The organism is Micromonospora sp. MH33, assembly GCF_003013775.1.
GTDB classification, from domain to species: domain Bacteria; phylum Actinomycetota; class Actinomycetes; order Mycobacteriales; family Micromonosporaceae; genus Micromonospora; species Micromonospora fulviviridis.
On sequence record NZ_MUYZ01000162.1, the window covers coordinates 1 to 14907 of the forward strand.

General features: G+C 73.3%; 14 protein-coding genes and 2 pseudogenes. 10 read left to right on the top strand and 6 right to left on the bottom strand.

From position 1 onward, the window contains the following. The 9 genes and pseudogenes from B0E53_RS22405 to rdgB all read left to right on the top strand — a co-directional run. Positions 1 to 806, top strand: a pseudogene (locus B0E53_RS22405) (hypothetical protein); the annotation flags it as partial. Further along, a complete protein-coding gene (gene clpS / locus B0E53_RS22410) occupies positions 731 to 1021 on the top strand; it encodes an ATP-dependent Clp protease adapter ClpS (RefSeq protein ID WP_107077862.1) in 291 nt (96 codons plus the stop codon). The pseudogene B0E53_RS22405 and the gene clpS, both read left to right, overlap by 76 nt. Then, positions 1018 to 1521 carry a DUF2017 domain-containing protein gene (locus tag B0E53_RS22415; RefSeq protein ID WP_107077863.1) on the top strand — a complete coding sequence of 168 codons (504 nt, stop codon included), beginning with the start codon at positions 1018 to 1020 and terminating at the stop codon, positions 1519 to 1521. The genes clpS and B0E53_RS22415 overlap by 4 nt, the downstream gene beginning before the upstream one ends. A gap of 55 nt (positions 1522 to 1576) precedes the next feature. Further along, positions 1577 to 2062, top strand: a complete 486-nt coding sequence (locus B0E53_RS22420; RefSeq protein ID WP_091313004.1) for a M67 family metallopeptidase — start codon at positions 1577 to 1579, stop codon at positions 2060 to 2062. A 71-nt stretch (positions 2063 to 2133) separates the two neighbouring features. Then, the gene (locus B0E53_RS22425; protein ID WP_107077864.1) at positions 2134 to 2499 is read left to right on the top strand and encodes a MoaD family protein; all 366 of its coding nucleotides are present in this window, start codon (positions 2134 to 2136) and stop codon (positions 2497 to 2499) included. 14 nt (positions 2500 to 2513) lie between these two features. Then, positions 2514 to 3479, top strand: coding sequence for a cysteine synthase (locus B0E53_RS22430; RefSeq protein WP_107077865.1), 966 nt, complete (start codon positions 2514 to 2516; stop codon positions 3477 to 3479). A gap of 225 nt (positions 3480 to 3704) precedes the next feature. Beyond that, entirely contained in the window at positions 3705 to 4451 is a 747-nt protein-coding gene (locus B0E53_RS22435; protein ID WP_107077866.1) for an MBL fold metallo-hydrolase, read from the top strand. A gap of 403 nt (positions 4452 to 4854) precedes the next feature. Then, the gene (rph, locus tag B0E53_RS22440; protein WP_091312992.1) at positions 4855 to 5580 is read left to right on the top strand and encodes a ribonuclease PH; all 726 of its coding nucleotides are present in this window, start codon (positions 4855 to 4857) and stop codon (positions 5578 to 5580) included. Between the two features lie 38 nt (positions 5581 to 5618). Then, entirely contained in the window at positions 5619 to 6236 is a 618-nt protein-coding gene (gene rdgB / locus B0E53_RS22445) for an RdgB/HAM1 family non-canonical purine NTP pyrophosphatase (protein WP_107077871.1), read from the top strand. A gap of 127 nt (positions 6237 to 6363) precedes the next feature. Here rdgB and B0E53_RS22450 read toward each other — a convergent pair. The 6 genes and pseudogenes from B0E53_RS22450 to B0E53_RS22475 form a co-directional block, all read right to left on the bottom strand. Then, a pseudogene (locus B0E53_RS22450) lies at positions 6364 to 6915 on the bottom strand (aromatic amino acid lyase); the annotation flags it as partial. An 80-nt stretch (positions 6916 to 6995) separates the two neighbouring features. Continuing rightward, a complete protein-coding gene (locus B0E53_RS22455; RefSeq protein WP_107077872.1) occupies positions 6996 to 8348 on the bottom strand; it encodes a formimidoylglutamate deiminase in 1353 nt (450 codons plus the stop codon). Beyond that, positions 8345 to 9544, bottom strand: coding sequence for an allantoate amidohydrolase (locus B0E53_RS22460; RefSeq protein WP_107077867.1), 1200 nt, complete (start codon positions 9542 to 9544; stop codon positions 8345 to 8347). The genes B0E53_RS22455 and B0E53_RS22460 overlap by 4 nt, the downstream gene beginning before the upstream one ends. Then, positions 9541 to 11196, bottom strand: coding sequence for a urocanate hydratase (hutU, locus tag B0E53_RS22465; protein WP_107077868.1), 1656 nt, complete (start codon positions 11194 to 11196; stop codon positions 9541 to 9543). Before hutU ends, B0E53_RS22460 begins: the two co-directional genes overlap by 4 nt. A 13-nt stretch (positions 11197 to 11209) precedes the next feature. After that, positions 11210 to 12628, bottom strand: a complete 1419-nt coding sequence (locus B0E53_RS22470) for an RNA-guided endonuclease TnpB family protein (protein ID WP_107077869.1) — start codon at positions 12626 to 12628, stop codon at positions 11210 to 11212. A 155-nt stretch (positions 12629 to 12783) separates the two neighbouring features. Further along, complete coding sequence (locus B0E53_RS22475; RefSeq protein WP_107077870.1) at positions 12784 to 13632, bottom strand: MurR/RpiR family transcriptional regulator; 849 nt, start codon at positions 13630 to 13632, stop codon at positions 12784 to 12786. A gap of 248 nt (positions 13633 to 13880) precedes the next feature. Between B0E53_RS22475 and B0E53_RS22480 the strand changes: the two genes are divergently transcribed. Beyond that, on the top strand, positions 13881 to 14907 hold a 1027-nt coding region (locus B0E53_RS22480; protein ID WP_210406177.1), incomplete at its 3' end, for an ALF repeat-containing protein.

Consider the following 14907-nt stretch of genomic DNA (forward strand, 5'->3'; position numbering starts at 1 on the left):
CGCTGGTCGGCTGGGCCGCCGACGAAGGGCTGCGCCGGGGCAGCTCCCGCCCGCCGGAGCCGCCCGGCGCGCACGGCCGGGTGCCCGTGGTGGCCGGCGTCGAGCCGGCCGACCTCACCGAGCGGATCGACCGTCAGGCGCGCTCCTGCGCCCAGCGGATCCGCCAGCACGTCGCCCTGGAGTTGGCCAACATCCACCTCCGGGTGGTGAAGGAGATCGTCTTCGGGGTCGGCTGCGCCGGCCTGCCGCAACTGCTCGACCGCGAGATGGAGGCGCTGTCCCTGCTCGCCACCGCCCAGTGCGACGAGGCGGTCCGGGGCATCGTCGACGACGCGGCCGCCCGGGTCTTCGGCGCGCCGCTCGCCGAGGGGGTGCGCCGCCGGATCGTGCACGCCGTCCGCTGGGGCCTGGCCGACCACCCGGACGGCCGGGAGCTGGACCGCGTGCTCCTGGTCACCAGCACGGCCGGGGTGGCCGGGCTGGCCGGCGCCGGCGCGCTCGACGCGCTGGCCGGCTGTCCGGGCGCGGAGCGCGACGAGGCGCTCCCGCCCGTCGGGGTGGCCCTCAACGGCGGGCCTCACCGATGCTGTCGACCACGGCATCCTGCTCGCCTGAGGCGGGGGCCGCCGCACGGCCGCCCGGGCCGTCGTACGCGGTCCGGGCGGGTGATCCCGACCGCCGCGCCGTTCCGGTTCATCGGTTCCCCGGATCCGGTGGCACGATGGGGGGCATGGCGGCTCCACAGGTTGCGCCGGTCGAGACGCCGGACACCGAAGAGGTGCCGGTCTCCGACCGGCCTTGGGTGACCATCGTCTGGGACGATCCGGTCAACCTCATGACGTACGTGACCTGGGTGTTCCAGAAGCTCTTCGGATACAGCCGGGAGAAGGCCGAGCGGCTCATGTTGGACGTGCACCACAAGGGCAAGGCGGTCGTCTCCAGTGGCGCCCGGGAGCGGATGGAGCACGACGCGTCGCAGCTGCACGCGTACGGCCTCTGGGCGACGGTGGACCGGTCATGAGCATGTTCCGTCACCAGGGCGACCGCTACGTGGCCACCTTCGCGGTGGACGAGGTCCGGGTGCTGCGCAAGGTCGCCTCCGAGGTGGTCGGCCTGCTCACCGACGGCTTCGACCACGGCGACCCGGTGGTCGGCCGGCTCTTCCCCGAGGTCTACCCGGACGACGCGACGGGCAGCGCGGAGTTCCGCCGCTACACCGAGGGTGACCTCAAGACCGCCAAGATCGACCAGGCCGGGGCGATCCTCGCCGCGCTGCCCGACGGCGAGGCCGGCGGCGAGGTGCGGTTGGACGCGGAGGCCGCCGAGGCGTGGCTGCGCGCCCTCAACGACGCCCGGCTGGCCATGGGCGTCCGGTTGGAGATCAAGGACGGCACCGACCTGGGCGAGGAGCTGGACGACGCGGTCGCCGAGGACCCCACCTCGTCCCGCGTGTTCCAACTATCGGTCTACGCGTACCTGGGATATCTGCAGGAGTCCCTGCTCAACGCTCTGATCGACTGAGCCGTGACGGTCACCACCTCGCCGCCCGGGACCGCCAGGCGCTAGGCTGGGCGGTGTGCTGAGCATCGACCGGTCGATCATTGACGCGATCGTGGCCCACGCGCGCCGGGACCACCCGGACGAGGCGTGCGGCGTGGTCGCCGGTCCCGCCGGCAGCGACACCCCGACCCGGCACATCCCGATGGCGAACGCCGCCCGCTCCATGACCTTCTATGAGTTCGACTCGATGGAGCAGTTGCGGCTGTGGCGCGAGATGGACGACCGCGACGAGGAGCCGGTCGTCATCTACCACTCGCACACCGCGACGGAGGCCTACCCGTCCCGCACGGACATCTCCTTCGCCGGGGAGCCGGGAGCGCACTACCTGCTCGTCTCGACCCGCGAGCCCGACACCGAGGAGATCCGCTCCTTCCGGATCGTCGACGGCGTGGTCACCGAGGAGCCGGTTGAGATCGTGGCTGCCGTGGACCCGCACGCCGTCCAGTCCTACATGTTCGGGCAGAGCCCGGCGACGGTCGACTACGAGTGTTCCGACCGCTGATCTCTCAGCGCCGGCACACCCTTTCTTCCTCCCGTCACCTGGCAGCACCCGAACAAGGAGCACGAGACATCATGGCCATCGAGGTTCGCATCCCCACCATCCTGCGCAGCTACACCGGCGGCGCGAAGGTCGTCGAGGGCAGCGGCGACACCCTGGGCGACCTGCTCGCCGACCTGGACTCCCGGCACGGCGGCCTGCGGGCCCGGCTGGTCACCGACGCCGGCGCGCTGCACCGGTTCGTCAACGTCTACGTCAACGACGAGGACGTCCGGTTCCTCGGCGCGCTCGACGCCAAGCTCAACGACGGCGACAGCGTCACCATCCTGCCGGCCGTGGCCGGCGGCGCGTTCGGCTTCGCCGCGGCAGCGGCGATCGCGCAGCACAGTGCCGCCGCTGCCGCGACCGCCGGTCACCGCGCGGCCGTCGCCGCCCGCTGAGGGCGGTCGGCGGCATGGCGCGGTACGACAGCCTGCTCGACGCCTGCGGCGGCACGCCCCTGGTCGGGCTGCCCCGGCTCTCGCCGACGGTGCCCGACGGGGCACCGCCGGTGCGGCTCTGGGCCAAGCTGGAGGACCGGAACCCGACGGGCAGCATCAAGGACCGGGCGGCCCTGTTCATGGTCCGCTCGGCCGAGGAGTCCGGCCGGCTCCGCCCCGGCGACACCATCCTGGAGCCGACCAGCGGCAACACCGGCATCTCGCTGGCCATGGTGGCCAAGCTGCGCGGCTACCGGCTGGTCTGTGTGATGCCGGAGAACGTCTCCACCGAGCGGGTCCAGCTGCTCCGGATGTACGGCGCTGAGATCATCTTCTCGCCGGCCGCGGGCGGCTCGAACCAGGCCGTCGCCACCGCCAAGCAGATCGCCGCCGAGCACCCGGACTGGGTGATGCTCTACCAGTACGGCAACGAGGCGAACGCCCGGGCGCACTACGAGACGACCGGGCCGGAGCTGCTGCACGACCTGCCTTCCATCACCCACTTCGTGGCCGGCCTGGGCACCACCGGCACCCTGATGGGCACCGGACGCTACCTGCGGGAGAAGGTCGACGGCATCCAGGTCGTCGCCGCCGAGCCCCGCTACGGCGAGCTGGTCTACGGGCTGCGCAACATCGACGAGGGCTACGTGCCCGAGCTGTATGACGCGACGGTGCTCTCCCGGCGCTTCTCGGTGGGCACCCGGGACGCGGTGCTGCGGACCCGGCAGCTCGTCGAGGTGGAGGGGATCTTCGCCGGCTTCTCCACAGGGGCGATCCTGCACGCCGCCCTCGCGGTGGCACACGAGGCGGTCCGCGACGGCCGTCGCGCCGATGTGGCCTTCGTGGTCGCCGACGGCGGCTGGAAGTACCTGTCGACCGGGGCGTACGGCGGCACCCTCGCGGACGCCGAGGACGCCCTGGAGGGGCAGCTCTGGGCCTGACGGCCCGCCGGTCGGTTCGGTCCGCGTACGCCGCTGGCCGAACCGACCGTTACCTCGCGGGACCGGACGCGTACGGGTGTCACGTTGATGACAACTTCCGGTAGATGATTCTTGGCCGACCGGGCCGACGCGTAGGCTGCGCAGCGTGGCGAACGCGTCGGTAGAGATCATCGGCGGGGGGACCGCCGGCGTGTCGACTACCGAGCGTGAGATCGAGGCGACCGGATGCGACTGACCGTTCTCGGCTGCGCCGGCAGCTTTCCCGGGCCCGAGTCCCCCTGCTCCGCCTACCTCCTGGAGGCCGACGGGTTCCGGCTCCTGATCGACTTCGGCTCGGGATCGCTCTCCACCCTCCAGCGCTACGTCGGGCTGCACGCCCCGGACGCCATCCTCCTCACCCACCTGCACTGCGACCACATGCTCGACGCGGTCAGCTACGTGGTGGTGCGCCGGTACGCCCCGGACGGCCCGTACCCGCCCCTGCCGATGTACGCCCCCTCCGGCGCGCCGGACCGGCTGGCCAGCGCGTACGGGCAGGAGGACAGCACGGTCGAGGACGTCTACCAGTTCTACGGCCTCCAGCCGGGCACCTTCCCGATCGGCCCGTTCACCGTCACCGTCGACCAGATGAACCACCCGGTCGAGACGTACGGGGTGCGGCTGGAGCACGGCGGCCGGGTGTTCTGCTACTCCTCGGACACCGCGCCCTGCGACGCGCTGCTGCGCCTGGCCCAGAGCGCCGACCTGTTCCTCTGCGAGGCCAGCTACCTCGACGGGGTGGAGAACCCGCCGGACCTGCACCTGACCGGCCGGGAGGCCGGCGAGGCGGCCACCAAGGCGGGGGTGGGCCGGCTGCTGCTCACCCATCTCGTCCCCGCCTGGGGCAGCGAGTCGCACACCGTGGAGTCGGCGGCCGGTGCGTACGCCGGGCCGCTCGAGGTGGTCCGGGCCGGCGCCTCCTACGAGGTCTGACCACGCCGGTCGGCCCGCACCATTTCCGTCGGTCGCAGCCGGCGGCGCGAGTCCCGATTACGCATCGTACGGAAGCGTCCTGTGACACTCCGTGTCTGGCTTGGTCCCGGCAACAGGTCGCCAGCACCAGCCTTTGCTCTGCAGCCATCCACGCAGCAGGGCGTAGAGCTGCGGCTTGCCGATCGCCGTCCCGATGGGGCGCCGCCGAGGCTCATGACGTTCGGTAGCTGGTGCGTCCGTGGCGGCAGAGCAAAGGCGGTCAGGGACACCCGCCGGGACGGCACCGCTGTCGCCGAGCGTGATCTGTTCCGCGGGGCGGTCAGGCGTGCCGACCGTGACCGTCGCGGGCCACCGTTGGGAGACCGCGGGCCGGTTCGATCACGGCACCGCATAGGGTGCAGGCATGGCGCGACCTGACGGGCGGCGGCCCGACCAACTCCGACCGGTGACCCTGACCCGGGGCTGGAGCACCCACCCGGAAGGCTCCGTGCTCGTCGAGTTCGGGGCGACCCGGGTGCTCTGCACGGCCAGCGTTACCGAGGGCGTGCCCCGCTGGCGCAAGGGCTCCGGGCTCGGCTGGGTGACCGCCGAGTACGCGATGCTGCCCCGGGCCACCAACACCCGCTCCGACCGGGAGAGCGTCAAGGGCAGGGTCGGCGGCCGGACCCACGAGATCTCCCGGCTGATCGGCCGCAGCCTGCGGGCCTGCGTCGACCTCAAGGCGCTGGGCGAGAACTCGGTGGTGCTCGACTGCGACGTGCTCCAAGCCGACGGCGGCACCCGGACGGCCGCCATCACGGGGGCGTACGTGGCGCTGCACGACGCGGTGACCTGGCTCGCCGAGCGCAAGGCCCTGGCGGGCAAGGTCGAGAAGGTGATGCACCGGTCGGTGGCGGCGGTCAGCGTCGGCATCATCGCCGGCGAGCCGCGGCTCGACCTCTGCTACGAGGAGGACGTCGCGGCCGAGGTGGACATGAACGTGGTCTGCACCGGGACGGGTGACTTCGTCGAGGTGCAGGGGACGGGCGAGGCCGGCGTCTTCGCCCGGGAGCAGCTGGACGCCCTGCTCGACCTGGGCGTGGCGGGCTGCCTGGAACTGGCCGACGCGCAGCGGAAGGCGCTGAACTGATGAACCTGGCCGACGCGCAGCGGAAGGGCGCTGAACTGATGAACACGGTGCTCCTGGCCACCCGCAACCGGAAGAAGCTCGTCGAGCTCCAGCGGATCCTCGACGGCGCGCTCGGCGCCCACCGGATCGCCCTGCTCGGCCTCGACGACGTCGAGGAGTACCCGGAGCTGCCCGAGTCCGGCCTGACCTTCGGCGAGAACGCGCTGATCAAGGCCCGGGAGGGCTGCCGGCGTACCGGCCTGCCGACCATCGCCGACGACTCCGGGCTGGCGGTGGACGCGCTCAACGGCATGCCGGGCGTGTTCAGCGCCCGCTGGGCCGGCGCGCACGGCGACGACCGGGCAAACCTCCAGCTCGTGCTGGACCAGATCGCCGACCTGCCGGACGAGCACCGGGGCGCCGCCTTCGTCTGCACGGTGGCGCTGGTGCTGCCCAGCGGCAAGGAGCACCTGGTCGACGGCCGGCAGTCCGGCCGGCTGCTGCGCGCCCCGCGCGGCGACGGCGGCTTCGGCTACGACCCGATCTTCCTCGGCGACGGGCAGGAGCGCACCAACGCGGAGCTGACCCCGGAGGAGAAGGACGCGGTCAGCCACCGCGGCAAGGCGCTGCGCGAGCTGGCCAAGCTGGTCGCCAAGGTGCTCCCTCCGGCCGCCTGACCGGCGGGGGTCGCCCCGAGGTCGGAGAGCGGCGGCCGGCGGGGAGGGGATCCCGACAGCCCGGGCCGGGACGTGGTCGCGCTCTTGGCCCACGTCCCGGCGTACGGATGAGGCGACGCCGCCAGAGTCACCCCAGCGGGCCGACCTCGCGCTCGATCGCGGCACGCAGTTCGGGGCTGCGGACGACCTCCCGCGCCGCCTCCATGAGCGGGGCGAGGAACACGTCCGGGCCCGGCTCGCCGATCGCCTCGCCGAGCGCGGCCAGCGCGGCCCGGCCGGCCGGCGACGGGGTCAGCGGGGCGCGGAGCTGGAGCCCGCGTACGGCGGCCAGGAGTTCCACCGCGAGCAGGCTGGTCAGGTTGTCCAGCACGGTGCGCAGCTTCTTGGTCGCCGCCCAGCCCATCGAGACGTGGTCCTCCTGCATGCCGCTGGTGGGCAGCGAGTCGACCGAGGCGGGGGCGGCCAGCCGGCGGTTCTCCGCGACGATCCCGGCCGCCGTGTACTGGGCGATCATCAGGCCGGAGTTGACCCCGGCGTCGGGGGAGAGGAACGCCGGCAGCTCCCGGGAGCGGGTGACGTCGAGCAGCCGGTCCACCCGCCGCTCGGCGATCGCGCCCACCTCGGACGCGGCGATGGCCAGGTAGTCGGCGGCGAACCCGAGCGGCGCGCCGTGGAAGTTGCGGATACCCAGCGGCCCGCCCTCGCCGCCGATGTCGTTGGTGACCAGCTCCCCGATGTTGTCGACCAGCAGGCTGCCCCTCACGAGGTCACCTCCGCGATGGCCGAGTGCAGTTCGGCCGGCACGTCCACGGTCAGGTGCCGGCCGTCGGCCACCACCGTCCGCCCGTCGACCACCACGTGCGTCACGTCGGCGGCGGTGGCCGCGAAGAACGCGCCGACCGGCGGCACCCCGGCGGTCCGGGCGCTGTCCAGCCGTACCGTCACGAGGTCGGCCCGGTCGCCGACGGACAGCCGGCCGGCGTCGCCCCAGCCGAGCGCGGCGTGCCCGGCGGCGGTGGCCGCGCCGACCAGCTCGGCAGCGGCGAAGTGCCCCCGCCGGCGGGTGCGCAGCCGCTCGTCCAGCTCCACGGCGCGGGCCTCCTCGAAGAGGTCGACCACGGCGTGGCTGTCGCTGCCCAGGCTGAGCGGGCTGCCCGCGTCAAACATCCGCCGGGCCGGCCCGATCCCGTCGGCCAGGTCCCGCTCGGTGGTGGGGCAGAGGCACACCCCGGTCCGGCTCTCCCCGAGCAGGGCGACGTCGGCGCTGGTCGGGTGGGTGGCGTGCACCGCCGTGGTGTGCGGGCCCAGCACCCCGTGGTCGGCCAGCAGTCGGGTCGGGCTGCAGCCGTGCACGGCCCGGCAGGCGTCGTTCTCGGTCGGCTGCTCGGAGAGGTGTACGTGCAGCGGCACGCCGTTGCGGTCGGCCCAGCCGGCCACGGTGGCGAGCTGCTCGGCAGGCACGGCGCGGACCGAGTGGATCGCCGCGCCGACCCGCGCGTGGTCGTTCTCGGGGCGGAACGCGTCGACCCGCTCCGCCCAGCGCAGCGCGTCGCCGTCGCCGAACCGGCGCTGCGTCCCGGCCAGTTCCGCGCCGTCCACGCTCGCGGTCAGGTACGCGGTGTCCAGCAGCGTGAGCCGGATCCCGGCGTGCGCGGCGGCCTCGACCAGCGCGGCCGACATCGCGTTCGGGTCGGCGTACGGCCTGCCCTCCGGGCCGTGGTGCAGGTAGTGGAACTCACCGACGCAGGTGATCCCGGCGAGGGCCATCTCGGCGTACGCGGCCCGCGCCAGGGCCAGGTAGGAGTCGGGGTCGAGCCGGGCGGCGACGTCGTACATGACGTCCCGCCAGCTCCAGAAGTCGCCGCGCCCGCCGTGGGTACGCCCGCGCAGCGCCCGGTGAAAGGCGTGCGAGTGGGCGTTGGCCAGGCCGGGCAGGGTGAGCCCGGGCAGGCGTACCGCGTCGCCCAGCACCTCGACCCCGGCGGCGGGCGCGCCACCGCCGACCAGCGGGGTGACCGCGGTGACCCGGCCGGCCTCGGCCTCGATCAGCACGTCGGGGGTGGGCTCGGCGTGGTCGGGCAGCCAGGCGTACTCGGCCAGCCAGCGGGTCAGCGGCATGCCAGCTCCTCCAGCACTCGGGCCAGGGCGGCCACCCCGGCGGCGCAGTCGGCGTCGGTGGCCGACTCCGCGGGGGAGTGCGACACCCCGGTCGGGTTCCGCACGAAGAGCATCGCGGTCGGCAGGTGCGCGGCCAGCACCCCGGCGTCGTGCCCGGCCCCGGTGGGCAGCACCGGCGCGCCGAGCAGCGCGGCCAGCCGGCCGGCCAGCCCGCCGTCGAACGCCACCAGCGGGGTGGCCGACTCCTGGGTGCAGGTCAGCTCGGTGCCGTCGCGCCGCGCCCGCTCGGCGGCCTTGGCCCGGACCGCCTCGACCAGGCCGTCCAGCGTCTCCGGCTCGGCCGCCCGGGCGTCCAGCCAGCCGGTCACCCGGGACGGGACGGCGTTGGTGGCGTTCGGTTCGACGGCCACCCGGCCCACGGTGGCGTGCGCGTCGCGCAGCCGGGCCTCCTTGTTTGCCGCGAGCACGGTGAAGGCGTAGGTGAGCATCGGGTCGCGGCGGTCGGCCATCCGGGTCGTACCCGCGTGGTTGCCCTCGCCAGCGAAGTCGAAGCGCCAGCGGCCGTGCGGCCAGATGGCGCTGGCCACCGCGACCGGCGCGCCGAGGTCGACCAGCGCGCGGCCCTGCTCGACGTGCAGCTCCACGAAGGTCGCGAAGCGGCCGAGCAGGCCGGGGTCGGCGCCCGCCGGCCGGTCGCCCAGCGCCTCGGCGAAGCTCACCCCCGCCGCGTCACGGAGCCCGGCCGCGCGCTCCACCGTGATCTCCCCGGTGAGCAGCCGCGACCCCAGGCAGGGTACGCCGAACCGGCCGCCCTCCTCCTCGACGAACGCGGCCACCGCCACCGGCCGGACCGGGGCGGACCCGGCGGCCCGCAGCTCGTCCACGGCCAGGAACGCGCTGACGATGCCGAGCGGCCCGTCGTACGCCCCGCCGTGCGGCACCGAGTCGAAGTGGCTGCCGGTGAGCACGGCGTCCCCGGCCGCCGGGTCGCCCCACCAGGCGAACAGGTTGCCGTTGCCGTCCTCGGTGACCGGCATGCCGCGCTGCCCGGCCTGCTCGCGGAACCAGCCGCGCAGCGTGAGCTCCGGCTCGGTGAGCGCGTAGCGCAGGTAGCCGCCGCTGCCCGCGTCCCGCCCCACGGGGGCGAGCTCGTCCCACAGCTTGCGGAACCGGACGGCGAGATCGCTCACGCCGTGCCCTCCGCCATGGGGACCCGGACGCCGGTACGCGCGGCGACCTCGCGGGCGTCGTCGTAGCCGGCGTCGACGTGCCGGATGACGCCCATGGCCGGGTCGTTGGTGAGCACCCGCTCGATCTTCTGCCCGGCCAGGGCGGTGCCGTCGGCCACGCAGACCTGCCCGGCGTGGATGGACCGGCCGATGCCGACCCCACCGCCGTGGTGGATCGACACCCAGGACGCCCCGCTCGCGGTGTTGACCAGCGCGTTGAGCAGCGGCCAGTCGGCGATCGCGTCGGAACCGTCGGCCATCGACTCGGTCTCCCGGTAGGGGCTGGCCACGCTGCCGCAGTCCAGGTGGTCCCGGCCGATCACCACGGGCGCGCTCAGCTCGCCCGAGGCGACCATCTCGTTGAACCGGACCCCGGCCTTGTCCCGCTCGCCGTAGCCCAGCCAGCAGATCCGGGCCGGCAGGCCCTGGAAGGCGACCCGCTCGCCGGCCATCCGGATCCACCGGGCCAGCGACTCGTTCTCCGGGAACAGGTCGAGGATGGCCCGGTCGGTGGCCGCGATGTCCTTCGGGTCGCCGGAGAGCGCCGCCCAGCGGAACGGGCCCCTGCCCTCGCAGAACAGCGGCCGGATGTACGCCGGCACGAAGCCGGGGAAGTCGAAGGCCCGCTCGTACCCGCCGAGCTTCGCCTCGCCCCGGATCGAGTTGCCGTAGTCGAAGACCTCGGCGCCGGCGTCGAGGAAGCCGACCATCGCCTCGACGTGCCTGGCCATCGAGGCACGCGCCCGGTCGGTGAACTCGGCCGGCTTGGTCGCCGCGTAGTCCCGGGCGTCGGCCAGCTCCACCCCCTCCGGCAGGTACGACAGCGGGTCGTGCGCGCTGGTCTGGTCGGTGACGATGTCGATGGCGACGCCCCGGCGCAGCAGTTCCGGGAAGACCGTGGCGGCGTTGCCGACCACGCCGACGCTGAGCGCCCGCCGGTCCCGCCGGGCGGCGAGCGCCCGCTCGACCGCGTCGTCCAGCGAGTCGGCGATCTCGTCCAGGTAGCGGTCGTGCGCCCGGCGCTCCAGCCGGCTGCGGTCCACGTCGACGATCAGGCAGGCGCCGCCGTTCATGGTGACCGCCAGGGGCTGCGCCCCGCCCATGCCGCCGCAGCCGGCGGTCAGCGTCAGCGTCCCGGCCAGGGAGCCGCCGAACCGCTTCTCGGCCACCGCCGCGAACGTCTCGTAGGTGCCCTGGAGGATGCCCTGGGTGCCGATGTAGATCCAGGAGCCGGCGGTCATCTGCCCGTACATGGTCAGGCCGAGCGCCTCCAGCCGGCGGAACTCCGGCCAGGTGGCCCAGTCGCCGACCAGGTTCGAGTTGGCCAGCAGCACCCGGGGCGCCCACTCGTGGGTCCGCATCACGCCGACCGGGCGGCCGGACTGCACCAGCATGGTCTCGTCGTCGCGCAGCTCGGTCAGCGTGCGGACCAGCGCGTGGTACGACGGCCAGTCCCGGGCCGCCTTGCCGGTGCCGCCGTAGACCACCAGGTCCTCGGGGCGCTCGGCCACCTCCGGGTCGAGGTTGTTCATCAGCATCCGCAGCGCGGCCTCCTGCGGCCACCCCTTCGCGGTGCGTGCGGTGCCGCGGGCGGCACGAACGGGCTGGTGCATCTCGTACTGCTTCCTACTTGTTGCTCATTGCTGAGCGGTTCGGATAGTTCGCTCTCCGCCCGGTGGTGGCTGGGCTGGAGTCCTGGACCGGCAGTCTGGTCCGGTGGCGATCGGTCCTGTCCTGCAGGATCTGCTTCACCATGTGGTGTGGGGTGTGCAGGGCGATGTCGGGGTCGCCGGCTCGGTGCAGGATGTTGATCGCGGCGTTCGCGTCGGCCTGCCACACCACCCCGCACGAGGTGCAGTGAAGCCCGTCCCCGCTGCGTCGGCCGAGCCGGCCGCAGCGATGACAGGCTTGTGAGGTGTAGGCGGCGTTGACGTGCACGAGCGCAGAACCTCTGCGCTCCGACACGTTCGCTAGCGCCTCCGCGGTGACTCCTTTGGTCCACCCGGCGAGGCGCCGATTCACGTTCTTGCCGAGCGTCTTACGCCCGGCGAAGCGCTTGGTCAGATCTTCGGCAACCACGGCCGCTGCCTTGTCCACGACCCGATGCACGGCAGTGAAGATCTCCGTGCGTACCCGCGCGCGGTGGCGAGCCGCCTGCCGGTCCCGTTTCACAGCGCCGAGGTTGTGAGACCTGATCCGGTGCGCTTTCGCGTGGTCACGCCGCAAGGCGGCGGTGTTCGCCATCGAGCGCAGCTTCGCCCGACGCCGGTTGCGTTCATTCAGCCGATCCGACTCGCTGGTCAACAGTCGGCCGAGGCTGGTGCCGTGGTGGCCGCCGTCGGAGTCGGTCAAAGCTTCGGTGTAGCCCTTGTCCACGCCGAGCGTCCGCTGCCCGCAGGGCCGCTGCGACGACCGCATCCGCGACGCGTCGATCTGGTGGTGCACCTCGACCCGCCCGCCGCGCAGGATCAGCCGCAGCGTGCCCGACGGGGCCACGGTCGTGGACAACGGGATTCTGACCATCTGGCGGCGTCGCAGACCGGGAACCGCCAGCCACAACCGGCCTCGCCCATCGACGACAGCGCTGTACGCGTCGGCGCGCACCACGATCTGATCATGCGTGCGGTTGTGGCCCCGCTTCCAATGCTTGCGCATCTGCCGGGACAGGAACGGATCCTCAGCCCACCGGTCGGCCTTCAACGCAGTGAACATCCGCTTGCGCTCGGCTGGGTCGTCGGTGCGCCGGCTGATCGCCCGCCGGACCTGCACCTTGGCCGCCTCCAGGTTCGCCGCGATGTCAGCCATCGCGTCGCGGACGGTTTCCTTCCACGCATTCGCCAGCACACCGAACGGGACATGTATGCCGTCGGCCAACCACCGGTCCCGCACCCGCCGATCGGTCAGCCCGGACCCGACCCCGGCGATCGACCCGTACCGCTGCCACACCTCGCTGCGAACCCGACCCAACCGGTGGGCCTGCTCCTCCAGGGCGGCGTACTTGCCAGGGTTCAGGACCGTCGAGTACGCAATCCGGGTGACCTTCACCGGCCGCCCTCCGCAGTCAGGTCCACTCCTTGGAGTTCCTTCTCTTAGCGTCGCAGCCCGTTCAATCGACACGAGAAGGTGTGCACGGTCGTCAGCAGGTGCTGCAACCGTAGACAGATGCGAAGAAAAAGCCAACAAACTAGTCACTCCTCCTCTCAGCCGAGGAACAACTGACGACGGGTGGCGGACGACTCGAAGGCCTCGAGCCGGGCCTGGGTCTCGGCGGGGGTGGCGTCGCAGATCGCCTGGAGCACCACCATGGCCAGGGTCATCGGTGCGGTGTGCAGGTCGAAGACCAGGTCGGTGCCGACGGCGGCGGGAAGCACCACGTCGGCGTGGTCGGTGGCCGGACTCACCGGCGAGTCGGTGATCGCCACGACGGTCAACCCGACCTCCCGGGCCTCGCGCAGCGCGTCCATGGTCTCCCGGGGGTAGCGGGGCAGCACGAAGGCGAGCAGCGCGCCCGCCCCGGCCGCGACGGCCTGTTCGAGCCGGTCGGCGAGGAGGCTGCCGCCGTCGTCGAGGACCCGCACGTCCGGGTGCACCTTCGCGGCGAAGTACGCGAAGTACGCCGCCAGGGGCGCGGCGGCGCGCAGCCCGAGCACCGGCAGCGGCCGGCTGGCCGCGAGCAGCTTGCCCACCTCGGCGATCCGGCCGGCGTCGGCGAGCTGCCCGGCCAGCCGGTCGAGGTTGCCCATCTCGGCGTGCACCGCCCGCTGGAGGGCGTTGCCGGCGTCGGCCGGGTCGGCGGCGCCGGTGGCGGTCAGCTCACGCAGCCGGCGGCGCAGCGCGGGGTAGCCGTCGTGCCCGAGCGCCATGGCGAACCGGGTCACCGATGGCTGGCTGACCCCGGCCAGCTCGGCCACCTCCGCCGCGGACAGGTACGCCGCCGCGCCCGCCTGCTGCACGAGGCAGTGCGCGATCCGGCGCTGGGTCGGGGTGAGCCGGACGCCGTGGAAGAGGTCGAGCAGGCGGTCGGTGGGTGCCGCACTGCTTTCATTCACGGCCCGACTCTATGCATGAAAACTTTCACCTGGCAAGGCCGGACGGGTGGTCGCGTTCGCGCTGGCATGGCGTTGTGGCCCCTGAAGGCGGCCGGGCGACGGCCGGTAAGCGATCTCTGACCCCTTGTGCACGGTGATCGGGATCGATAGCGTGCAGCCAGTCTTGTCTCGCTTCCACGGGGGTTGCCGTGACTTCACGGTCGATGCATGCTGCCCATTCCCGGGCCAAACACCGAAGCCCGCGATGGATGCAGCGAACCGCTGCGTTCCTGGCCCTGGTGCTCGTCAGCTCGTTCCTTCAGCCGGCCTCCGCCGCATCGGCGTCCGACCCGGCACAGGACCGGGCGATCGCCGTCTCGTACCTGCTGTCCGGCGGCCCCTCGCTCCGGCGCGCCGCCGAGGCCGCACTGCTCGGGACCGAGGACGACCTTCGTGCCTTCCTCGACACCGGGGACACCGAGGCGCAGGAGGCCGACGAGCGGGCCGCGGCGCAGGTGCTCGCGGGCATGGACGGCCCCGCCATGCGGGCGGCGGCGCTGCAGGCGCTGGCCGGCTCGGCAGAGGACGTCCGGGCGTTCGTCAACGGCGGCTGGAAGACCTCGTGGGCGACGGACGAGCGGACCCGGGCGTACCGGCTCCTCGAGTCCGGCGGCCCGACCATGCAGGCGGCCGCACAGAACGCGCTGAACGGGACGCAGGAGGAGCTGAACGCCTTCCTGTCCACCGGGCGGGACTCGGCGGAACGCGCCGACGACCGGCTGGCGGCCACCCGGATGCTGACCGGCGCCGCCAACAACTCCGGCCCCGTGCTCAATGCCGCGGCGCAGCAGGCGCTGGCGGGCACCCCGGAGGAGCTGCGGGAGTTCCTGGAGTCCGGGCAGTTCGTCGCGCGGGCGCGGGACCAGGAGCTGGCCTCCATCCGGAGCCTGACCGAGCAGGCCAAGCAGGCGTCCGAGGTGACCGCCCGCGAGTCTCTCGCGGCGTCCGAGGCGTCCACCCGCGCCGCGAACGCCGCCGCGGAGGCAAAGAAGGCCGCGGAGACGGCGGCGGCGGAAACCGCGGCCGCCGGCAACTCGGCGAAGAAGGCCTCGGCGGCCGCGGCCCGCGCCGCGGATGCCGCTGCCGGCGCCGCAGACGCGGCCCGGGACGCCATCGGCGCCTCGAACGCGGCCATGCGGGCCGCTCAGGTGGCATCCGACGCCGCACGCAAGGCGACAACGGCAGCCTCGTTGACCGCCCAGGCGGCATCGCGGGCACAGCAGGCCGCGGCCGCCG

Bases quoted from the DNA above. Each gene is read 5' to 3' on its own strand.
- clpS (WP_107077862.1), top strand. From the start codon at position 731: ATGGCGGCTCCACAGGTTGCGCCGGTCGAGACGCCGGACACCGAAGAG.
- B0E53_RS22415 (WP_107077863.1), top strand. From the start codon at position 1,018: ATGAGCATGTTCCGTCACCAGGGCGACCGCTACGTGGCCACCTTCGCG.
- B0E53_RS22425 (WP_107077864.1), top strand. From the start codon at position 2,134: ATGGCCATCGAGGTTCGCATCCCCACCATCCTGCGCAGCTACACCGGC.
- B0E53_RS22430 (WP_107077865.1), top strand. From the start codon at position 2,514: ATGGCGCGGTACGACAGCCTGCTCGACGCCTGCGGCGGCACGCCCCTG.
- B0E53_RS22435 (WP_107077866.1), top strand. From the start codon at position 3,705: ATGCGACTGACCGTTCTCGGCTGCGCCGGCAGCTTTCCCGGGCCCGAG.
- rph (WP_091312992.1), top strand. From the start codon at position 4,855: ATGGCGCGACCTGACGGGCGGCGGCCCGACCAACTCCGACCGGTGACC.
- rdgB (WP_107077871.1), top strand. From the start codon at position 5,619: ATGAACACGGTGCTCCTGGCCACCCGCAACCGGAAGAAGCTCGTCGAG.
- hutU (WP_107077868.1), bottom strand. From the start codon at position 11,196: ATGCACCAGCCCGTTCGTGCCGCCCGCGGCACCGCACGCACCGCGAAG.